This window comes from Gottfriedia sp. NPDC057948, assembly GCF_042887255.1.
In the GTDB taxonomy this organism is placed as follows: Bacteria; Bacillota; Bacilli; order Bacillales; family Bacillaceae_G; genus Gottfriedia.
Genome location: NZ_JBHVPN010000001.1, coordinates 305,750 through 326,954 on the forward strand (window position 1 = coordinate 305,750; position 21,205 = coordinate 326,954).

At 32.8% G+C, this 21,205-nt stretch carries 19 protein-coding genes and 1 pseudogene; 11 read left to right on the plus strand and 9 right to left on the minus strand.

Annotated features, from left to right (window positions below; genetic code table 11):
* Positions 1 to 192: 192 nt before the first annotated feature.
* Entirely contained in the window at positions 193 to 1,092 is a 900-nt protein-coding gene (locus tag ACFVRR_RS01400) for a LysR family transcriptional regulator (RefSeq protein WP_387323894.1), read from the plus strand.
* A gap of 47 nt (positions 1,093 to 1,139) precedes the next feature.
* Here ACFVRR_RS01400 and ACFVRR_RS01405 read toward each other — a convergent pair whose 3' ends face one another.
* The 3 genes and pseudogenes from ACFVRR_RS01405 to ACFVRR_RS01415 form a co-directional block, all read right to left on the minus strand.
* Positions 1,140 to 2,276, minus strand: coding sequence for a Ger(x)C family spore germination protein (locus tag ACFVRR_RS01405; protein ID WP_387323896.1), 1,137 nt, complete (start codon positions 2,274 to 2,276; stop codon positions 1,140 to 1,142).
* Positions 2,273 to 2,848, minus strand: coding sequence for a GerAB/ArcD/ProY family transporter (locus ACFVRR_RS01410; protein WP_387324907.1), 576 nt, complete (start codon positions 2,846 to 2,848; stop codon positions 2,273 to 2,275). The genes ACFVRR_RS01405 and ACFVRR_RS01410 overlap by 4 nt, the downstream gene beginning before the upstream one ends.
* Positions 2,821 to 3,350: pseudogene (locus tag ACFVRR_RS01415) on the minus strand (spore germination protein). The gene ACFVRR_RS01410 and the pseudogene ACFVRR_RS01415 overlap by 28 nt, the downstream one beginning before the upstream one ends.
* A 403-nt stretch (positions 3,351 to 3,753) precedes the next feature.
* Between ACFVRR_RS01415 and ACFVRR_RS01420 the strand changes: the two are divergent.
* Genes ACFVRR_RS01420 through ACFVRR_RS01430 form a run of 3 tightly spaced genes read left to right on the plus strand, consistent with a single transcriptional unit; the run spans position 3,754 to position 7,416 of the window.
* Entirely contained in the window at positions 3,754 to 6,072 is a 2,319-nt protein-coding gene (locus ACFVRR_RS01420) for a xanthine dehydrogenase family protein molybdopterin-binding subunit (protein WP_387323899.1), read from the plus strand.
* Between the two features lies 1 nt (position 6,073).
* Entirely contained in the window at positions 6,074 to 6,907 is an 834-nt protein-coding gene (locus tag ACFVRR_RS01425) for an FAD binding domain-containing protein (RefSeq protein WP_387323901.1), read from the plus strand.
* Positions 6,907 to 7,416 carry a (2Fe-2S)-binding protein gene (locus ACFVRR_RS01430; protein WP_387323903.1) on the plus strand — a complete coding sequence of 170 codons (510 nt, stop codon included), beginning with the start codon at positions 6,907 to 6,909 and terminating at the stop codon, positions 7,414 to 7,416. The genes ACFVRR_RS01425 and ACFVRR_RS01430 overlap by 1 nt, the downstream gene beginning before the upstream one ends.
* Positions 7,417 to 7,425: 9 nt before the next feature.
* Here ACFVRR_RS01430 and ACFVRR_RS01435 read toward each other — a convergent pair whose 3' ends face one another.
* Together ACFVRR_RS01435 and ACFVRR_RS01440 are read right to left on the minus strand one after the other, a co-directional pair.
* Positions 7,426 to 7,554 carry a hypothetical protein gene (locus ACFVRR_RS01435; RefSeq protein WP_387323905.1) on the minus strand — a complete coding sequence of 43 codons (129 nt, stop codon included), beginning with the start codon at positions 7,552 to 7,554 and terminating at the stop codon, positions 7,426 to 7,428.
* A gap of 13 nt (positions 7,555 to 7,567) precedes the next feature.
* A complete protein-coding gene (locus tag ACFVRR_RS01440; RefSeq protein ID WP_387323907.1) occupies positions 7,568 to 8,005 on the minus strand; it encodes a hypothetical protein in 438 nt (145 codons plus the stop codon).
* Between the two features lie 345 nt (positions 8,006 to 8,350).
* Here ACFVRR_RS01440 and ACFVRR_RS01445 point away from each other — a divergent pair, with 345 nt between their 5' ends.
* From ACFVRR_RS01445 to ACFVRR_RS01470, 6 genes are all read left to right on the plus strand, one after another.
* Complete coding sequence (locus ACFVRR_RS01445) at positions 8,351 to 9,385, plus strand: AI-2E family transporter (protein ID WP_387323909.1); 1,035 nt, start codon at positions 8,351 to 8,353, stop codon at positions 9,383 to 9,385.
* 288 nt (positions 9,386 to 9,673) lie between these two features.
* On the plus strand, positions 9,674 to 11,116 hold the full coding sequence (locus tag ACFVRR_RS01450; RefSeq protein ID WP_387323911.1) for a spore germination protein: 1,443 nt from the start codon (positions 9,674 to 9,676) through the stop codon (positions 11,114 to 11,116).
* Between the two features lie 81 nt (positions 11,117 to 11,197).
* The gene (locus ACFVRR_RS01455; protein ID WP_387323913.1) at positions 11,198 to 13,174 is read left to right on the plus strand and encodes an alkyl/aryl-sulfatase; all 1,977 of its coding nucleotides are present in this window, start codon (positions 11,198 to 11,200) and stop codon (positions 13,172 to 13,174) included.
* 728 nt (positions 13,175 to 13,902) lie between these two features.
* Complete coding sequence (locus ACFVRR_RS01460; protein WP_387323916.1) at positions 13,903 to 15,390, plus strand: amino acid permease; 1,488 nt, start codon at positions 13,903 to 13,905, stop codon at positions 15,388 to 15,390.
* 125 nt (positions 15,391 to 15,515) lie between these two features.
* On the plus strand, positions 15,516 to 15,704 hold the full coding sequence (locus ACFVRR_RS01465) for a hypothetical protein (RefSeq protein WP_097975901.1): 189 nt from the start codon (positions 15,516 to 15,518) through the stop codon (positions 15,702 to 15,704).
* Between the two features lie 12 nt (positions 15,705 to 15,716).
* Positions 15,717 to 15,971, plus strand: coding sequence for a spore coat protein (locus ACFVRR_RS01470; RefSeq protein WP_387323919.1), 255 nt, complete (start codon positions 15,717 to 15,719; stop codon positions 15,969 to 15,971).
* A gap of 40 nt (positions 15,972 to 16,011) precedes the next feature.
* Here the strand turns inward: ACFVRR_RS01470 and ACFVRR_RS01475 are convergent, their stop codons facing one another.
* From ACFVRR_RS01475 to speB, 4 genes are all read right to left on the minus strand, one after another.
* The gene (locus ACFVRR_RS01475; protein WP_387323921.1) at positions 16,012 to 16,593 is read right to left on the minus strand and encodes a TetR/AcrR family transcriptional regulator; all 582 of its coding nucleotides are present in this window, start codon (positions 16,591 to 16,593) and stop codon (positions 16,012 to 16,014) included.
* Between the two features lie 121 nt (positions 16,594 to 16,714).
* Positions 16,715 to 18,340: an amidohydrolase gene (locus ACFVRR_RS01480; RefSeq protein WP_387323923.1), complete on the minus strand. Its 1,626-nt coding sequence runs from the start codon at positions 18,338 to 18,340 to the stop codon at positions 16,715 to 16,717.
* 22 nt (positions 18,341 to 18,362) lie between these two features.
* On the minus strand, positions 18,363 to 19,718 hold the full coding sequence (locus ACFVRR_RS01485) for an APC family permease (RefSeq protein ID WP_387323926.1): 1,356 nt from the start codon (positions 19,716 to 19,718) through the stop codon (positions 18,363 to 18,365).
* A gap of 37 nt (positions 19,719 to 19,755) precedes the next feature.
* Entirely contained in the window at positions 19,756 to 20,700 is a 945-nt protein-coding gene (gene speB, locus ACFVRR_RS01490) for an agmatinase (protein WP_387323928.1), read from the minus strand.
* A 272-nt stretch (positions 20,701 to 20,972) separates the two neighbouring features.
* Here speB and ACFVRR_RS01495 point away from each other — a divergent pair, with 272 nt between their 5' ends.
* Positions 20,973 to 21,122, plus strand: a complete 150-nt coding sequence (locus tag ACFVRR_RS01495; RefSeq protein ID WP_176522518.1) for a hypothetical protein — start codon at positions 20,973 to 20,975, stop codon at positions 21,120 to 21,122.
* Positions 21,123 to 21,205: the final 83 nt, after the last annotated feature.

Below are 21,205 nucleotides of genomic sequence, written 5' to 3' on the forward strand. Positions count from 1 at the left end.
GAATATGATTTAATCTATTCTTGTCTTATTTTTTTTAGAGGGTTACTAAATAATTTCAAACTTATTATTACGCATGTTGATGCTAAATATGTTAATAATAAGGAATAATAGATTTTTTTAAAAATCGCTAATATAAAATTAAATTCTGTAAAAAAGTAATAGATTTAGTATTCTTAAGGAGAAATTGTAAAAATGAATTTTGATCAAATGGAACATATTGTAAGTGCAGCAAGAGAAATGTCAATCACAAAAGCTGCTGAAAAATTATTTATATCTCCTTCTGGGATGAGCCAATCAATTACTCAGTTAGAAAATGAGCTTGGCATCAAAATTTTTAACCGTTCAAAGCAAGGTGTTTCACCCACATATGAAGGGAAAATAGTGATCGCAAAGGCAATGACTTTATTGAGCACGATTAAGGATCTTAATAAGGAAATTTATGAAATTAAAAATAGAAGTGAAACTAATTTGAAAATCCTAACGGCACCGACTTTTACTTATCTACTTCAAGAAACAATGATCAAGTTTAATGAGAAACAAGAAGAGGTTTCATTTGAAGTAGTAGAAGAAAATCCAGCGAATATGATTCAAAGTTTTATTAAACAAGATTATGATTTTGCACTTATTCCTGCAACACACGAAGAATTAAAAAAAGAAAAGTTCATTGAATTTGAACATTTACATAATGGACATATTTGTATTGCAGTAGGGAAGAAATCACCTTTTTATACATACGACTCTGTATCTCCTAGTGACTTAACAAATGCAAAAATTGTTATGTACAAAAACTCGGATTATAAGAAGTTATTAAAAATTACAAAAATGAACCCTAAAAACGTTGTACTACAAACAAATCGTAGTAGCTTACTTTTTGAGTTGGTAAAAGAAAGTCAAGCTATTCTTTATTTACATGAATTTTCAATTCGAAATCGACCAATGGTCATAAACGGTGACATAAAAGTAATTCCAATGAAGGATGAAGAAATATTTGATCTTGATTTTTGGTTAATCTATTTACAAACAAAACCATTATCACCTTTGGCAAAAGAATTTCTTGATGAATTAAAAAAACAATTTCATTTAAGTAATTAAAAAGATAGAGAAGCCAGGTTTTAAACTGACTACACTATCTTTTTCTTTTACTCTTCAAGTTGAGACTCTGTTCCAATTGCTCCTGTACTTAATATCGTTACTTCAATTTTTGGATGGATCTTAACTGTAGGATACTCTTTTTCCCAATTAAGTTTTTTCCATTTTTCTGGTTGATGCTCTTTTAAATATCGACCAATACCAAGCACATCACTATTAGCAAGTTGTATATCTTTAATTACATCTTGAGCTCTTTTATTTAAATCTTTCTTAATAATGGACAACATTTCTTCTTCTTGTAACATTTTAATTGATGTAATTCCGTTTATTCTAACATATACTTCAGTTTTTAAATTTACTTCTATTTTATCTTTAGAAGTCGTAATAGAGAAGTGATTCCTAGGTCTAATAATTTCATAAGCTATTGTATTGTATGGTGCTTTATATTTTTTAGGAAGATTTGTAATAAAATGGCCGGTATTTCCATATTTACCAATCAGCATTAAAAGAACAGGAGATTGATCAGAAGTTATGAAATGACCAGTATAGCTAGCATTATGCATTAGTCCTGCACCAATTACTTCTACTCGTTTATCTGATGATATATCTACAACTGGGATTGTAAAATCAATTCCATCTTCAGAAGTATAAGTAAAAATATTAAATAGCTCCATTTTTTGAGCGATGGAGGTTGACTCGGCATTATCAATTGTATCCTTTAATATAAATGACAATGGTTTTGTACCAACCGTTTTTAATTCCAAAACGTTTTTTGCAGGTTGCTTATTTGTGATAGCGACAGTTACATTTAAATTTGAAAATGTTCTACGTCGAAAAGTACTTAAAAGATGAATAAATTTAGTTTTTGAGAAATCTTCACCTAATAATATAACCCTAGTTTTTGATGTCGTTATATCTCCGGGTAAAAATGATTGTATTTCCATCCCAGCTTGAGACACTGAATTCTTTGTAGATTTAACAGATTCATTTTGGAAATCGAAGACGCCAGATCCTCTACCGATAATATCAAGTATTAGTGCATTGACCTCAATTTTATTATCTTGATCAATATCAATACTCAGCCCATTTACTAGTGTTTTTTCTGTAATTGTTCTTGAATTCCAGCAGCCAGTAGTTACGAAAAGAAATAAAAATAAACAAATAATGATTATTGAATTTCGAATCAATTGAATAGCCCCCTAACTTTATTAATTAGGAACAATAGGCATAGAATAATAATAATAAATAAAGGGTCTAAATAACTACCGAAATTTACAAATGTTTCTCTTCTGGCTATATGGTAGGAAACTAACGGATAAAAAGCAAATACTACTATAATGATGAAAAGTAATATGCTTTTTCTATTTTTTTTAATTAATGATAGTCGCTTATGTACATCTTCACTAACGATATAAATATAGCTAACTACTGTTGCACAAATGACAATTGTCCATAAGCTTAAAAAGATCGTATTTAAACTCTCAATCATCTTCGAGTGATAGGTTTTGAAAATATACAGAATTCGGTCTATGATATAACTATTTTCATTGTTACTTAATCGAATATAGGAAGTAAAAATAATAAAGGTATAAAAAATTGTCGTAAAGACATTTACAAAAGTTAAAGTAAATAATTTCTTTTTTGTATCTTGAAAGCAAGGCGCTAAAAATAAAAAGATTTCAAAACCTAACATTTCAATAAAGGAAGAATACGCACCGGAGCCAATCTTTTTTATTGGAGATTGACCAATCGGTAATATTCATGTCCACTTAACTCAAGCTTTTTTATTTTTTGCTCAATTGTTTCAATCATTGATTGAGGAGTGATATCGTTCAAATAAATAATGGAAATCAATACAGGGTATTTTTTACCAACTGTTATATTTTTTATGATTAGTTCCCTTGTACGTAGTTTTTTCGAATTAAAGTTGAATTAATTTTAAGACTCTCAACAAAACTGTCATGGGCACCTATTGAAACTGTTTCAGTAAGAGATTCTGTGATAGAACGATCGCTATTATTACTAGGTGCAGAATATGACTTTGCTTTACTTTTATTTTTATCATTAAAAACGATAACACTTCCAGAAAGAATAGCTTGTATACATTCATCAAGTGTATATGCATCATCAGAATCTAATATAGTTGTGATGATTCGACCTGAATCATCTTTCCTAGCAACCCGTTCTAAGATATGTGTTTGAATAACCTCTGAATCAATTAAAGTGTCTAAATAACATAAATGAAGAGTTACTTCACCGATTGAGTATTTTTTATATTTAAAATCAGAACTAGATTGAAATGCGTTTTATACTTCCTCAAGCATTGAGGTTTTTTCATTTACTTCCATTTAAACCAACTCCTTAAAAACTCCGCAAAGAATATAAGTATTATTCCCTGAACTAAATTGGATATGTATGGAAAATAGACCTTGATTTTACAAAGTACATAAAATGTCAAAATTTAAGCTAATAAAGAAAATAGAATAACTTAACTTCATTGTTTATCGTTCAGATTAAGATGCCTGATTCTCCTATCTGGGCATTTTTTTAGTTTTCAAAACATAAATTTTTAAAGTATCTCATATAAAAGAAATCTTAAATTAACTATTTCTATAATATTAATTCATTGTGAATTGTTTTTACGAAAGGGGTTGAGAACACATCATGCATATAATCGGTAAAGGAATACCCCGAAAAGAGTCTTTCGAAAAAGTTACTGGATATGCAAAATATACAGACGATTATGAGGCAAATGAAATGCTTCATGCTCAAATAGTAACTAGTCCTTACGCGCATGCGATCATCAAAAATATTGACGCAACTGAAGCTCTAACCGTACCAGGTGTAAGAAAAATAATATTTGGTGAAAATCTACCTTTAGTAGGAGAAGGAATTCTTGATCGTCATCCAATCGCATTTGACCGTGTCCGCTTTTTTGGTGAAGTAGTTGCAATCGTTGTTGCGGATACTGAATATATGGCAAATCAAGCTGCTAGTTTAGTGAAAGTACAATATGAATTATTACCTGTTGTAAATTCTCCTTCAGATGCACTAAAACAGGATGCACCTCTTATTCACCCCAATCTTGGAGAGTATGAAAAAACAGAAGGCGTATACCCAGAGCCAGGAACTAATATAGCTACAAGAATTAAAATAAGAAAAGGTGATTTTAACAAAGGCTGGAGAGAAAGTGAAGTAATGGTTGATGAAAGTTTTGCTTTCAGACCATCTGATCATGCTGCAATGGAGACAAGATGTTCATTTGTTCAAATCCATCATGATGGCACGATTGAGATCACCACATCATCTCAAGCACCATTTATGGTTAAGAATTTAATAGGAGATTATTTTGGAATAAAGCCTGGAAAAGTCATTGTAAACACTCCTTTCGTTGGTGGGGGGTATGGTGGAAAGGGAGCAATTCAATTAGAGCTATTAGCCTATATTGCCTCACGAGCTGTAAATGGTAGATTAGTAAAAATATATAACACTCGTGAAAATGATATGGTTTCATCGCCCGTGCATATCGGACTTGAAGCGAATGTAAAACTAGGATGTACAAAAGAGGGAAAGCTCAAGGTTGCAGAGATTCAATTTTTATGGGATGGCGGAGCGTATGCTGATAAATCAATTGATTTAACAAGAGCGGGAGCAGTTGATTGTACAGGACCTTATAATATTGAAAATATTTGGTGTGATTCTTTTTGTATGTATACAAATCATCCGTATCCAGCACCTTTTAGGGGATTTAGTCATTCAGAAGTACATTTTGCATTTGAAAGAGCGATGGACATTCTTGCTAGAAAATTAAATATGGATCCAATCGAACTAAGAGAAAAAAACGCAATTAAACCTGGTGATCAAACGCCTACTCAAGTTGTATTAAATTCTAGTACAGTTGGAAATCTTCCTAAATGTATTGAAAAAATGAAAGAATTAATCAATTGGGAGGAAGGTCAGGTCATTGACCTAGGCAATCATAAAGTGAGAGTAAAAGGAATTAGTTGTTCTTGGAAAACTTCTACCATTACACCAAATGCCAGCTCAGGTGTGATATTGATCTATAACGCTGATGGTAGTATTAATTTAATGTCTGGTGTTGTAGAAATCGGTCAGGGCACGAAAACGATTCTTGCTCAAATGTTAGCAGAGATTCTAAAAATGGACGTAGACGATATTCATGTTCAAATGAAGATTAACACATTAAATACACCTGAGCATTGGAAAACTGTTGCAAGTAGAGGGACATTCATGGCAGGAAGAGCATTACTAGCAGCTGCTGAAGATTTAATTCGTCAATTAAAGGATATAGCCTCATTTGTATTGCGTGCTCCTATTGAGGATTTAGAGGTTGGTTACGGTAAAGTATATTTAAGAAGTGAACCAAATAAAAATATAGCGATAAAAGATATCGCTTATGGATATACATTCCCAAATGGAAACTCGATTGGTGGACAAATAATTGGAAGAGGACACTATATTTTAACTGGTTTAACTTATATAGATCGAGAGACAGGTGCTGGTAAACCAGGACCAGAATGGACGGTTTGTGCACATGGTGTAGAAGTAGAAGTCAATCTGAAAACATATGAATATAGGATTCTCAAAGCTGTTACTGCAGTTGATATTGGCAAAGTACTAAATAGTAAGACGGCAACTGGTCAAGTTAAAGGTGCAATGAGTATGGGATTATCTTTTGCAGGAAGAGAAACTTTTAAATTTGATTCACAGGGGAAAGTACTAAATCCGCAATTACGAACATATCGACCAATACGATTTGGAGAGAACCCTAAATATGAAGTTGCATTTGTTGAAACACCACAATTGGATGCTGTATTTGGTGCACGAGGGGTAGGCGAACATGGTTTACTAGGAATGCCAGCTGCACTTGGAAATTGTCTTTCTACTGCAATTTCGGCTGAAATTTACAATTTACCAATTATCCCCGAGCTATTATGGAAAGTAAAAGAAGGTGGGGTATAGTTTGTTATCTTCTAATATAGATTACTATAAACCAACGACGATTAAAGAAGCATTGGAGCTTTTTTATTTTTTAAAAGCTAATAACAAAAGGCCAATTTATTATGCAGGTGGTACAGAAATCATAACATTAGGGCGATTAAATCTGGTCGAAACAGATGCCCTTATCGATATTAAAGAGCTGAAAGAGTGTCAATTATTTGAGTTTAATGAAAGCTATTTAATATCAGGTGCTGTCATTTCACTTACAGATATTGAAGAAAAAAACCTATTTCCATTACTTTCTCAAGCATCGGTGGGAATAGCAGACCGTACGGCAAGAAATAAAATTACCTTAGGTGGAAACTTGTGTGGTCAAATTTTTTATCGGGAAGCAATTTTGCCATTTCTTCTTTGTGATAGCCAAGTTGTTGTTGCCGGGTACAATGGTGTTGAGGCTTTTCCAATCGAACAAATCTTCAATCAAAACTTACAACTCCAAGACGGACAAATTCTAATCCAACTTTTAACAGAAAAGAAATATATAGATCTACCATATATGAGTATAAAAAAACGTCAGCAATGGGATACGGGTTATCCACTACTGACGATCGCATCTATTAAAATGGATAATCAATTGCGTTTTGCTTTTAGTGGGCTATGTCCTTTTCCATTTCGTTCAAAGCAAATGGAAGCTGAGCTAAATAATACGAACTCGAGTGTAGAAGAAAGAATACAAAAAGCAATTCAATATATTCCTGGTGAAATACTTGATGATGTTGAAGGCTCAAAAGAGTACCGACTATTTGTACTAAAAAACACAATTGAAGAGATCATGATCGAAATGGAGGGAAGGTAATGGACCAGTCTCCAAGCAAAAAACTAAGTGTTTCTTTAAGTATTAATGATGAAATTCGACAAGTGGAGATCCGTCCAGTTGATACTCTCCTTTATGTGTTACGAACTAAATTAGGTCTAACTGGAGCAAAGCCAGGTTGCCTAAATGGAGATTGCGGGGCTTGTTCAGTTGTAGTAAATGATACAGTATATAAATCATGTATAATGCTTGCCATCGAGGCAGTTGGTCAAAAAATAACGACAATTGAAGGGTTAAAAGATTCACCTATACAAAAAGCATTTGTTGAAAATTTTGCGTTTCAATGTGGTTATTGTACGCCTGGATTTATTATGAATTGTCATTCTCTTTTATTAAAAAAACCACATCCAACCTATGAAACAATGAAGGAATGGCTATCTTCCAATATTTGTAGATGCACATGCTATGAAGAGATTAATGAAGCTGTTTTATCAGTTATCGAGAATAGAGAAAAACCAATGAATAATGAGATAGAAAAAGACGAATTGTGATTTTTTAACTCAAGGTGTTGAGGTTGAGTCACTAGTTTTTCGTTGTGTAAAGAAGAAAATAAACGAAATGACTGAAATTGCCATAAGAAAAACTTGGGTATCAGTAGGTCTTACCGTAGGGATATCTGTTAAAGCCATAATCACCATTCCTTTATTTACTAAAGATTCGCGGATCAATATCAAAATGTTTCGAAACAATTTTTTTGCAAAAATAATATGTTTTTTTTAGAAAAGGAAGTGTCGGTTCGCTAACTGGCGCACCAAAAATGGGCCCACTTACATTGAGTGAGAATCTACCAGGTCCTATTACAGAGCTTACAACACGAACTTCATCAATTAATAATAAAATAGCAATGATTATATCGATTACATCAATAAGAGAATTTGTTAATTGATCTCCATATTTACTTTCTACACGTTCTCTACCTAATAAGGGTCCACTTAGAGAAAGACTAAATTCTCCAGACGTTATAAATACACCTATTATCGTAATTTGGCCAGTTAATAATAAGGCTGCAGCGGCGACATTTAAATCTCTTTGAAGAGTAGCGATGATAAGAAGATCTTCTTTAATTTTATAGTCATTCATTGGATCACACCCTCATGCCTATTGTATTCAGCAAGTGCCCAAGTGTGATTGAAAAGGGAAGGGGAACAAATATTGACACAAAAAGTTCAATTAAAAGCTGTAGCTAGACTTAAATTGTCTAGCTGCAGCTTTATTTTTGGTATTATAATTGGTAAAATATAAAGTGGCGCTTTTCAACATTAAGAATTTGTTAAATGAAAATTCATAATTGAAGATTTTACTAAATAAAAATGAAAAGAGAAGCAACTTTATGAACCACTTCCTTTGGGATGTGGTTATGTTTTTATCATAATAATTAAGATTTCCATACTACTCAAAATAATATCTAAGTAAGGGGGTTGTGGAATGGAGGTCAAAAAATTTTTTCAAAGTAGTACGTTTAGACGACTAGCAATGATGGCTTGTATCATTCTTGTACTAATCTTAACTCGCAAAATAATAAATTTAATTTTACTAATTTTCATTTTTACTTATTTAATGGATCGAGTACATAAATTTATTATTAATAGAGTAAACAAGATTTTACCGGTTAATCGGTTAGTAGTTGTCTATTCTTTGTATATAGTTATTGTGGCAGCTTTAGTCGTAGGGATCTATAATTATTTACCTGTTATTACAACTCAAGTTGTCCAACTAATCGTACAAATCAAAACGTTTTATATGAATCCACCAGATGAGAAAATCATCAATTATATTGTAACCGCAATTAAAAAGGTTGAAATATCAGGTTACACTGAGCAAGGATTAGATTTTTTATATAAGTATGCCTCTAATATTAGCCAATGGGGGATTGAAGTATTAATTGCTTTAGTTCTGAGTTTCTTTTTTCTACTTGAAAAACCTAGGATTATTGCATTTACCAAAAAGTTTGAGAATAGTAAAATATCACTTTTTTATTATGAGATGGCATATTTCGGCGAAAGATTTTCACGTTCTTTTGGAAAAGTGATTGAAGCCCAGTTTTTAATTGCATTGGTGAATTGTATTTTATCGGTGATCGCATTAAGATTTATGGGATTTCCACAGCTTATCGGTTTAGGCTTCTTGATATTCTTACTTGGACTAATCCCGGTTGCTGGTATGTTTATCTCGTTAATTCCACTTTGTACGATTGCCTATACAATTGGTGGAATGGCACATATCATGTATGTCATATTGATGATTTTTGTTTTACATTCACTTGAAACCTATTTTTTAAATCCAAAGCTAATATCAGCTAAAACGAACTTACCAGTTTTTTATACTTTTCTAATTCTTGTTTTTTCTGAACGATTTTTTGGCGTATGGGGTCTTATTATCGGGATACCAGTTTTCATCTTTTTGCTAGATGTATTGGGTGTTACAGATCATGAAAAAAAAGAAGTAGAGTCAACTGAATAAAAATGAAAAGATGATATCGAGAAGACGATATCATCTTTTTTTCTATTTTAACCTACATTTCATCTCCGGTTTAAAAAATTTAATGAAGCTTCATTTACTCTTCTTGAGAACACTCTATAATTGTATCTTTTATTACATTCGCCATCGTGCGAGTCGGTATATTTTTTATGGTTTCAATATTCATTTTGAATGCTTGTTTTTAAACTCATAAAAAGTGTTAACAAGTAACTTGTCATAAATTGGAATTTGAAGGATAAACTAAGCAAAATGTGGTTAAGGAGTTTATTTGTGAATAACAAAGAACAATCTAGTTTAGTAGTAAGTATAGAAAAGAATATAAACTATTTAAAAGAAATGTTTAATAATGGTACTGACTTAAAAGTTAGACAAATCACGGTAAATGATGAAGTCATTCGTGATGCTGCAGTTTTGTATATTGATGGAATAACGAATACACAATCTATTCAAGATAATATTCTTACGCCTTTGCTAAGAATGATAAAATTCAATACTATTGACACTGTTATCACCCGTCATCTTTCAATTGCTGATGTAATGAAGGTAACAGCTTATGAAGATATTTTGGTTGGGCTATCGAAAGGAAAGACACTTATTTTAGTCGATGGTTACGATGAAGGAATATTAGCAGATACTGCTGATTGGCAAATGCGGTCAATCAATGAGCCTGATACTCAAAGATCATTGAAAGGCTCGTTAATAGGATTTAATGAACAGTTAAAAGTTAATGTCAATCTTCTCCGTAATATCATACCGTCAAATAAGTTAAGTATTGAAAATCTAGAGGTAGGGAACGAAGTAAAAACAGATGTATCGATTATTTATATGGACGGATTTGTTGACCAAAGCATCTTAGATGAAACAAGGTCAAGAATAAAAAATTTAGATGTTTCCTATTTATTAGAAGCGAGAGTAATTGAAGACGCTTTAGAAGGGAAAAAAACATTCTTTCCAACTGTTTTTACGTGCGAACGTCCAGATGTCACTGTTTCAGCATTATATGAGGGGCGTGTTGCGATTTTAGTAAATGGTATTCCTTATGGTATTATCGTTCCTTGTCTTTTTCTTCATTTTTTCCATCAACCTGATGAATATCATACTAAATCAGGTCGATATGGATTCAGGTTTTTGCGTTTATTTAGTTGGTTATTTTCAATTATTTTATTGGGTTTTTTTGAAACAGTGGTCCGCTTTCATCATGACTGGGTACCCCATAAATTTGCAAAGACGTTTTTCACAGGGTCAGATACAATGCTTCCAATTATATGTGAGATTTTATTTGTCATGATTATTTTTCAACTACTAACTGAAGCATCGTTGAGGATTCCAAAATCAACTGTTATTATTGTTTCACTTATAGGGGCTATTGTAGTTGGACAAACTTCAGTCACTGCAAAACTGATTCATTCTGTGACGTTAATAATAGTAGGAATTAATTTCCTTTCTAGTATTGCAATTGCTGCAGGAGGACTGTATGGATCGGTTATGACGTTACGAATAGTTTTTTTATTTTTAGGTTTCTTCTTTGGATTAAAAGGGATTATCATCGGATTAATTATTTTGATCGCTTATATGGCAACAATTAGATCAATGGGGGTTCCATATTTAGCGCCGTTTATTCCGTTTAATCCTAAAGAAATGAAAGATGCTTTATTTAGAGGAGATTTAAGAAAGATTATTAACAGTAAACATTCATATCCTCATAAAAAATAAATTGGAACAAAGTGTAACGTATTGAAGAAGTTTTGTTGCTTTTTGTTCCAATTCTATCTGTTGATTAGAAGGAGTAAAACCATGTTTAAAGCAGAAAGATTAACATCTTTACTAATAATAACATGTTTGTTAGGTACCACCTTTTCTCAAACCGTTTTTTCTCAAGCCATGCCTCCTACTAAAGATACAATTAAGTCAAATGAAAAAATGTATAGCGAATTAAATTTCAATGATAAGCAAGATTTTAATGATGCTCATAAAGGCTTCATAGCACCATTAATGCAGGATCAAATAAAAAATCTAAAAGGTGATATCATTTGGGACCGTGATCAATATTCAATTATTAGTGATGGGCCGGCGCCTTTAACTGTCAATCCATCTTTATGGAGACAAGCTCAATTATTAAATACTCCAGGGCTATACAAGGTAGTTGATGGGGTATATCAAATTCGTGGGCAAGATGTGTCCGTGATGACAATTGTAGAAGGTAAAACAGGTTTAATCATATTAGATACATTATCAACGATTGAAACCGCTAAAGCAGCAATGGAAGTTTATTATGCGAATCGCCCTAAAAAACCAGTTAGTGCAGTAGTTATTAGTCATAGTCATGCTGATCATTTTGGAGGGGTGAAAGGGGTTGTACAGTACGCTACAAATCCAGAAAATGTACCAATTATTGCTCCATTAAACTTTTCTAAGGAAGTAGTCAGTGAAAATATCCTATTAGGTAACATCATGTCACGTAGGGCAGGGTATATGTTCGGATATCTTTTACCCGTAAATAAAAAAGGATACGTAACAAATGGGATTGGCCCAAGAATTAGTACAGGTACAATCAGCTTTATGCCACCGACAATTGAAATTAAAGATAAAGTACAAACGATGGAAATAGATGGAATTAAATTCAAGTTTTTATTAACGTTAAATACTGAAGCACCTTCAGAAATGCATTATTACATACATGATTACAAAACATTAGTCGTTGCTGAGAATACAGGTCATACTATGCATAATTTTTACACTTTAAGAGGAGCAAAAACAAGAGATGCCTCTGAGTGGGTAAAAGCTTTGGATCATACTATTAAGTTATTTGGTAATGAAGAAATCGATGCATTAGTTACAGCTCATAGCTGGCCGTTATTGGGAAGAGATTATGTAATTGAGCAGCTTACAAAGCAACGAGATTTATATAAATACATTCATGATCAAACAGTTCGTCTAGCCAACCAAGGGTACACTGCAGATGAAATAGCCGAACAAATAAAATTACCTGCTAGCCTTGAAAAATATTGGGCGAATCGAGGATATTATGGTGATTTGAAGCAAAATGCTAAAGCAGTTTACAATTATTATTTAGGTTATTTTAATGGTAATCCCTCTGATTTAGATCCACTTCCACAAGTAGAAACTGGAACTAAATATGTCCAATACATGGGTGGAGAAAAGAAGGTTCTGAAGCTCGCAAAAAAGGATTTTGAGAAAGGTGACTATCGATGGGTAGCACAAGTTTTGAAAAATGTCGTTATGGCAAACCCGAATAACAAAGAGGCAAAGACCTTACTAGCAAAATCTTACGAGCAGTTAGGATACAAGGCCGAATCTGCAGCCTGGAGAAATGTCTATTTAACGGGTGCACAGGAATTGAGAAAAGGTATTAGGAAGACAGATGAAACTTTAAGTACTGTAGACCAACAAGCCATCTTAAATATGAAAGTAAATGATTTTTTTGATTTTATTTCGATTACCCTTAATGGTCCAAAAGTGGAGAATAAGCGTTTTACATTCAATGTGAATTTTACTGATCTGAAAACAAATTACACAATTGATATAAAGAATGCAGTTTTTAATTATAAGGATGGTTTAACTACTTCAAGTCCTGATGCAACACTATTTGTAGATAAAGGAACCTTTTATTTAATTATGTATGGAAAACTTGATGTAAATCAGGCAATTGCAAATGGAAAGTTAAGCATTACAGGGAATATAGAGAAATTTAAAGAGATGGTAACTTTATTTGACTATTTCAAAAAAGAGATCAATATCGTTACTCCATAAGAAATTAAAAATAGATGAAAAAAGCATTCTTCCGGAAATATGAAGAATGTTTTTTTGGGATTTTTTGTTCTAAAAATTCAGAAAACTATTAACTTAGTTTTATTCATTTTTTTGTATATAGTGGACCAGAGTAAAGATAAAGATTCATGACATTTTTACTAGAAAGAGAGTGAGGATTTTCCTGTATTCAGATTCTTTAATTTGGAACTTCAATCTAGTCTAGTACTTTATTAAATAAGGAAAGACAACAATAAACGACAACAAAGCGCTTTCATTATATAATATTTTCTAATCTAAAAATTAATAGTTGAAGAATGTTGAACTAGGACTTAATATATATTTATTGTTTCAAATAAATATACGGTTTTTGAAAATTTAACTATTCTTAAATAACTCCAAATTATCTAAACAATGAAAAAACTCCTTCTATTTTTCGTCAAATTATGATAATTTAAATTAAGAACATTTCGATGATGAAAGTAAAAAAAATGAAAACGCTATCAGCATTGAGGGGACAAGCTTTATTTCTTTGTTAAATTTAGAAGGTAGGATTTTCATCTTTACATCGCTCTCGTTCCAGGATTAGTATTAAAATACGGAATTCGGAATGTGTTTTGTAATTTCTTGACGAATGACAAATTGTCATAGAATAGATTGAAATGTGAGCTATAAAAGATTAAAACAATCCTTCTTGGAGAAATTTCAATTTAAAATAAAGAGGTGTATTCATGCAAAATACAAACCGTAAAAATGATTTCACTATTGAAAGTAACGCGCCTAAAAAAGAGCATTTAGAAAGAAAACTAAAAACAAGACATTTAACTATGATCGCTATGGGTGGTACGATTGGTACTGGTTTATTTTTAGCGAGTGGAGCAACGATCCATGATGCAGGTCCAGGTGGAGCTCTGGTTGCTTATTTAATTGCTGGTATCATGGTTTACTTCTTGATGACTAGCTTAGCCGAAATGGCAACTTTAATTCCAATTTCAGGGTCTTTTAGCACATATACTTCAAGATTTGTCGATCCAGCTCTTGGTTTCGCTGTTGGTTGGAATTATTGGTATAACAATGCAATCATCCTTGCATTAGAATTATCAGCATCGGCTTTAATTATGAAATATTGGTTCCCACATACTCCAGGGATCGTATGGAGTTCTATATTCCTTGTTTTAATTTTTGGATTAAATGTACTATCTGTAAAAGGATATGGGGAATCTGAGTTTTGGTTTTCAATTATTAAAGTAGCTACAATTATTATTTTTATCGTAATTGGATTATTAATGATTTTCGGTATTATGAATGGTCATACAGGAGGATTTGATAATTTCACAAAAGGAGAAGCACCATTCAAAGGTGGTCTCTTATCAATCTTTAGTGTATTTATGATTGTAGGTTTTGCTTTCCAAGGAACTGAAATGGTCGGAGTTACGGCCGGGGAAAGTGAAAATCCTGAAAAGAATATTCCAAAAGCGATCAAGCAAATCTTCTGGCGTATTTTATTATTCTACGTATTAGCGATTTTCGTTATTGGCTGTTTAATAAGCTACACAGATCCAAACTTATTAGGTGGAGACGTTGATAGTATTGCGATCAGTCCATTTACTTTAGTATTTAAACATGCAGGACTTGCTTTTGCAGCTGCTGCAATGAATACAGTTATCTTAACTTCAGTTTTATCAGCGGGTAATTCAAGCTTATACGTTGGTTCTCGTGTACTTTGGGTATTAGCTGAAGAAGGAAAAGCACCAAAGTTCTTAAGAAAAGTAAACAAAGGTGGAGTTCCAGTTAGTGCATTAATTGCGACAACTCTAATTGGTGCGGTTTGCTTCTTAACTTCATTATTTGGTGATGGTACAGTATACTCTTGGTTATTAAATGCAGCAGGCTTAGCTGGTTATATTTCTTGGTTAGGTATCTCAATTACGCATTACCGCTTCCGTAAAGCGTATATCGCTCAAGGAAGAAAATTAAAGGATCTACCTTATTTAGCAAAATGGTTCCCACTTGGTCCAATTTTAGCGACAGTTTTATGTTTAGTTGCAATGCTTGGAACGAATTATAATGCATTTATCGGACCGAAAGTTGACTGGTATGGTATTGCAGTTTCTTATATTGGATTACCATTATTTATTCTTGGATACCTTGGCTATAAAGTAGTGATGAAAACGAAAAAGGTTAAACTAGAAGATGCTGACTTCAGCAGTGAGAGTTAATTAAATTTGACAAACAGTTTAAAGCTCAATCTATTAATTGGATAGATTGAGCTTTTTTTACGTATTTTTTTTTAGAATTTAGGAAAATTAATAAAGTAATTTTATGTTCGAAAGGAGATTTAAATATGGACAATTCATTAACAGAACTTGAATTAGAAAACCTGCGTCATATTATCGGAGGGCATAGTACAATCGCAAATAAATTAGAGGCTTATGCTCAAAATTGCTCTGATCCAGAATTAAAAGCATTACTACAAAGAGATGCTCAATCAGCACAGCAATCAAGACAAGAACTTCTAAATTTTTTAGGATAAGGAGATGGTAAAATGTTTCAAGATAAAGATATGGTAAATGATTATTTAGCTGGGCTTAACGCTAGTTTAGCGGCTTATGCTGGATATATTAATGAATCAAATAACTCAGAGTTAAGACAAACTTTAATTCAATTACGAAATCAAGATGAAGCGCGTCAACGCACATTATACAATTATGCATTACAAAAAGGATTTTATAAACCAGCAGCACCTGCAGATGACAATTTAATTCAGCAGTTTAAATCAGAATTAACAGCTAATCAGTAATATGAATAAAAAAGCATTCGTTTAATCGAATGCTTTTTTGCTATTCATTTTGAAAGCCGTACCAAAAATTTCTCCAAATATTCGATATTCTTGGTTTCATCTTTTCAGCTCCATAATAAGATAACTCAATAAAAATACCATCAATTAGACAGTAATAAGACATTACAAAGTCTTCTACATTTCCTGTTCGAATTTCACCATTTTTAATCCCTTTATCAATCACTGATCTTAAAATAGTTGACATTGCTTCCTCAGATTCCATGAACTGAGTATGTAATTGTTCTTTTAAAGATTCAGGTGAAAAAAAGACAGCTCGATTTAGGAAAGTAGACTGTTCTTCAAACTCAATATAATATTCAAATGTTACGTTTAGAATTTGGTAAAGCTGTTCCTTCGCAGATTGTTCGCCAATTTCACCCATCAGCTCGTCTACTTTTTTCACATGAAGCCATAATATATTCTCATAAATAGTAAGGAAGATTTCTTCCTTACTTTTAAAATGGTTATATATTGACGGCTTCTGTATTCCAACTGCTTTAGCAATTTCAGTTAAACTAGTACCCTCATAACCATTTTTGGAAAACAGGGCAAGTGCTGCTGCAATAATTTTATCCTTTGTCATCTTCATCCTCCGAAACTAACTCTTGTTAGCTAGATTATAAACTGGAATACATATTAAGTCTAAATAATGTTTTAATTTAATGCAAAAAAGCTCTGCTTTAAGATGACAGAGCTTTTGTTTTTTACCTAGTTTGAGAATATGCCTTTTGCTTAGAGTAAACAATCTTCCCATCGCAAATCGTCATTAGAATGGAAGCATCTTTGATTTCTTCGGGATGGACCTCGAATAAATTTCGGTCTAGTACAACAAGATCGGCAAGTTTTCCTTCTTCAAGTGTACCAAGCTCATGTTCCCGAAATGTTCCAAAAGCAGGGCCAAAAGTATAGGCTTTTAGTGCATCAAAGAGTGAGATCCTTTCTTCGGGATTCCAAACTTCCTTGCCACTACTGTCGATTCGAGTAATCGCTCGGTAAATTTGAAGCAATGGATTTAAAGAATCTATCGGAAAGTCTGTTCCGAAAGCAAGCCTTGCACCAGCCTTTTTTAATGAATTGATGACAAACACATATTTTTCACGATGACTGCCAATTCGTTCAGTATAGGTCGTTCTTTCTGATAATGCAAAATGGTCTGGTTGCATCGAAGCAATCACGCCTAAAGAAGCAAATCGTGAAATGTCATTTGGATGAATTACTTCAATGTGTTCTACCGAATGGCGCGAATCTCTTTTACCATTTACATTTTGTGCATTTTCATATGAATCAAGTGCTAAGCGAATTGCAGCATCTCCTATTGCGTGGAAACGAATGCTAAAACCATAACGGTCTGCATCTACTACCCACTTTTTTATCTCTTCAATTGAATGAGCTGGTAACCCAAAGGTATCTGGAGCATCAGCGTAGGGCTCAAACATATAAGCAGTACGACTTGTTACTACTCCATCGATAAATTGTTTTAAACCAGAAACACGTAATTTATCAGAATGATATTTCCCCCTTAAACGTAAAGCTTCTTTCATATCACCATTTAAGGCAGGATAAAGATGCATTCTTACTGAAAGTGCTTCTTCGATTTCAAATTCGCTAAAAACCTCGAAGTCATCTAATCCGCTTAATGTTTCAGTTCCGTATAAATTGTTTATGGAGGTTACTCCATTTTTTCCTGCTTCTACTAAAAAATTTCTAAATAAATCTCTTTTTTTCAACTTTGAAAAATCGTAAGCATATTTAGTAATGAAAGAGGAGGCTTCCTCAATTAAAATTCCAGTCGGGTCACCATTTTGATCTTTTTCAATAATGCCGTTAGGTGGATTTTTAGTTTGACTACCGATATTAGCTATTTGCAATGCTTTAGAATTTACCCATGTATAATGTCCCTCAGCGTGAAATAAAACAACAGGGCGGTTTGGAAATGCTTCATCCAGTGAGAAGCGGGTTGGGAATTTTTTATTGTTCCAATAGCTCGAGTCCCACATGAAACCGATAATCCACTCATCTTCAGAAACAGTCTTTGCATACTCCTGAACTATTTGTACTGCTTCATTTTCAGATCGAGCAGAAAAGAGATTTGCACATTCTAAAGAGAGACTTCCCATCATTGCATGGACATGGAAATCGTGGAAACCAGGCATAATCATTTGATCACCGAATTGTTGGACAATTGTATTTTCACCAATTAACGATTCGATTTCTTCAAATGGTGAAACAGCAATTATTCGATTATCCAAAATTGCGATTGAGAGTTTTTGCGGTTTATTAACAATGCCAGTAAAAACAGCATTACTCGAGAGTACAATATCAGCTTTCATAATAATCTCCTTCACCAGTAATTTATATTTGTACGTCTAAATTTGTTTCATTAAAGTCAAATTCAGGAGGACGCTGTCTGAAAAATTTCGTTAAATATAGCAAGTAAACAAGACCGACAACTAACCATATTGAGCCTAATACCATGGAATGAACATCTAGTTTTGTCCAAAAAATGGCAGTTACTATAGCACCTATGAATGGAATGATTCCATATGAGATGATTGCCTTTATACTTCGTTGTTTTTTTCTCACGATAAAATGAATCATTACTGAGACATTAACAAATGTAAATGCAAATAATGCCCCAAAGTTTATAAACGCAGCAGCTGTATCTAAGTCTAAGAAAAGTGCTGTTAGTGCAATAAAACCAATTAAAATAATGTTGAAAATAGGTGTTCTAAATTTGGGAGATACATAGCCAAATATACGATTAGGGAGTATGTTCTCTCTACCCATTGCATATAAAACCCTAGCACCGCTTCCACCAGAGGCTACAGCTGAAGCAATAGCTGCGATAACTGTTACACTTAAGAAAAATGCATTTAAGAAATTCCCACCAACATATACAAATAGATCTACAGCAGCAGATTCTGAATCTTTAAAGGATGAGAAATTTGGAAAAATAGCTTGTGCGAAATATGTAGATGCTACAAATAAAATTCCACCAATGATTGTAATTAAATAGATTGCTATTGGTAATGTTTTTTTCGGATTTTTTGTTTCTTCAGCCAATGTTGTTACTGCATCAAAACCAAGAAAGCTGAAACATAATAATGGAACAATTGATAATATTTTTGAAAAATGAACTTTTGGATCAAAGAAAGGAGTAGTCGATAAAATATTACCTGTTCCTTTTCCATCAATTAAGCCTTTTATGCTAAAAAGACAAAAGACTACTATAAAGAGTATCTGTAATGCAAGTAATATAGCGCTTACATTTGTAGCGAACTTAATTCCCAAAATGTTAATTAATGTAATAATGACGACAAATGTAATAATACAAACTGATACTGGAATAATCGGTAAATACGCATGAATAAAAATCCCAAATAATAATGCACTAATCATCGGGCTAAGCAAATAATCTAATAAAATTACCCAACCTACAAGAAACCCCATGGATGAATTAATTCCTTTTTGGACATAAGTATAGGCTGAGCCAGTTGTTGGAAATTCTTTTACCATTTTTTCGTAGCTATAAGCGGTAAATAACATGACAACAAGTGAAATAAAGTATGCGGTAGGAATCATTCCATTTGTTGTTTTAATTGCGATACCATAAGTTGTAAAAACTGTGATAGGTGCCATAAATGATAGTCCAAATAAAATAACATGCCCTAATGAAAGCGATCGATTTAATATAGGAAGCTTATTCATTCAATTTATCAACCCTTTTCAGAAAATATAGTTATCTTTACTTTAGGTTTTCTTTTTTAATTTGCAATGTAGCTAAACTAGCAAATTCATGAACTAGCGTTGCAGCTAATAGTGTTGTGATTTGAGTTGGGTCATAGGATGGTAGTACTTCAACGACATCAAAGCCAATAAAATTGAAATCAGTTAATGTGCGGATCATTTTTAATGTTTCCATACTATTGTATCCACCTACTTCAAGAGTCCCAGTTCCTGGTGCACAAGAAGGGTCGACGAAATCAATATCAAAAGTTAAGAAGCATGGTGTATCTCCAATAACTTCTTTCATTTCTTTTAAAATACTTTCAAAACCACGTTCATACATTTCCGGTGTAGTAATAACATTGTAACCAAGCTCATGGCTAGCATCTATGTCTCCTGGATGATTCAATGTGCCTCTAATACCTAATTGGAATACTTTGTTTGGAATTAGAAGTCCTTCTTCGTGAGCTCGGATAAAAGGTGAACCATGCCAATATTTTTCATCGTAATATGTATCCCAAGTGTCAGTATGCGAATCAAAGTGAATCATCGCAACCGGGCCATGTTTTTTAGCCGCAGCTCGTAGGTTTGCTAAAGAAATCGAGTGGTCACCACCTAAACCGATTGGGATAATATTATTCTCCATTAATTCAAACATCGCGTCTTCCATTAGTTTATAGCTTCGATGAATATTATGAGGAATAACTGATACATCTCCAATATCGATGGCATTGCTGTCGTCAAATGGATATACCTTATGAATCGGATGATATGGGAATAAAGTCATAGAAGCTTGTCGGATTGCTTGAGGAGCAAATCGTGCACCAACACGAAATGAGGCTGCAGTATCAAAAGGCATGCCAACGATTGCTAATTTCGCATTTTCTCTTGTTGATGGTAATCTCATAAATGTTCCAGTTGTACAAAACTCAGGTTTTACATCAGGTGAAAGTGGATATTTCACAAAAATCATCTCCTAATTTTTTATTCCGGTTATTAACTACCGGTAGTTAGTTTAATTAGATTATAGTTTGTTAAATCTGAATAGTCAAACTATTAATTTAGAAAAAGAAGCTTATTTTGGAATCAAAAAAAGTGATTGGCTATTTGGATATCTTTTTTGAGCCATTAACAATTGCTTACTTCATTATTGAAATTAGTCAATTCCGTGGGATATGAGAAGGGTTTTTGTAAATAATATAGTTGTTTAAAACAATAATCTTAGGAGGGATTTTTATGCCACAGAATCAACAAGGAAAAGGGAATATGGGTACTAATATGAAATCAGGAACTAATCCTCAAAAAGTAAAACAACAAATTCAAAGTGATGTTAGCCATGGACAAGGAGCAATGACTTCTCGTGAGGCAGGGGCAATGCGTGATTAAAAAACCATTTTTTAGTGGGTTTTTAGGCGATATATTTCAAAATTAAATAAAGAAAACTAGTAAAAAAAATGCACCGACCATTT

Bases quoted from the DNA above. Each gene is read 5' to 3' on its own strand.
- ACFVRR_RS01420 (WP_387323899.1), top strand. From the start codon at position 3,754: ATGCATATAATCGGTAAAGGAATACCCCGAAAAGAGTCTTTCGAAAAA.
- ACFVRR_RS01430 (WP_387323903.1), top strand. From the start codon at position 6,907: ATGGACCAGTCTCCAAGCAAAAAACTAAGTGTTTCTTTAAGTATTAAT.
- ACFVRR_RS01440 (WP_387323907.1), bottom strand. From the start codon at position 8,005: ATGAATGACTATAAAATTAAAGAAGATCTTCTTATCATCGCTACTCTT.
- ACFVRR_RS01495 (WP_176522518.1), top strand. From the start codon at position 20,973: ATGCCACAGAATCAACAAGGAAAAGGGAATATGGGTACTAATATGAAA.
- ACFVRR_RS01435 (WP_387323905.1), bottom strand. From the start codon at position 7,554: ATGGCTTTAACAGATATCCCTACGGTAAGACCTACTGATACCCAAGTT.
- ACFVRR_RS01455 (WP_387323913.1), top strand. From the start codon at position 11,198: ATGTTTAAAGCAGAAAGATTAACATCTTTACTAATAATAACATGTTTG.
- ACFVRR_RS01400 (WP_387323894.1), top strand. From the start codon at position 193: ATGAATTTTGATCAAATGGAACATATTGTAAGTGCAGCAAGAGAAATG.
- ACFVRR_RS01480 (WP_387323923.1), bottom strand. From the start codon at position 18,340: ATGAAAGCTGATATTGTACTCTCGAGTAATGCTGTTTTTACTGGCATT.
- ACFVRR_RS01470 (WP_387323919.1), top strand. From the start codon at position 15,717: ATGTTTCAAGATAAAGATATGGTAAATGATTATTTAGCTGGGCTTAAC.
- ACFVRR_RS01445 (WP_387323909.1), top strand. From the start codon at position 8,351: ATGGAGGTCAAAAAATTTTTTCAAAGTAGTACGTTTAGACGACTAGCA.
- ACFVRR_RS01475 (WP_387323921.1), bottom strand. From the start codon at position 16,593: ATGACAAAGGATAAAATTATTGCAGCAGCACTTGCCCTGTTTTCCAAA.
- ACFVRR_RS01465 (WP_097975901.1), top strand. From the start codon at position 15,516: ATGGACAATTCATTAACAGAACTTGAATTAGAAAACCTGCGTCATATT.
- ACFVRR_RS01460 (WP_387323916.1), top strand. From the start codon at position 13,903: ATGCAAAATACAAACCGTAAAAATGATTTCACTATTGAAAGTAACGCG.
- ACFVRR_RS01485 (WP_387323926.1), bottom strand. From the start codon at position 19,718: ATGAATAAGCTTCCTATATTAAATCGATCGCTTTCATTAGGGCATGTT.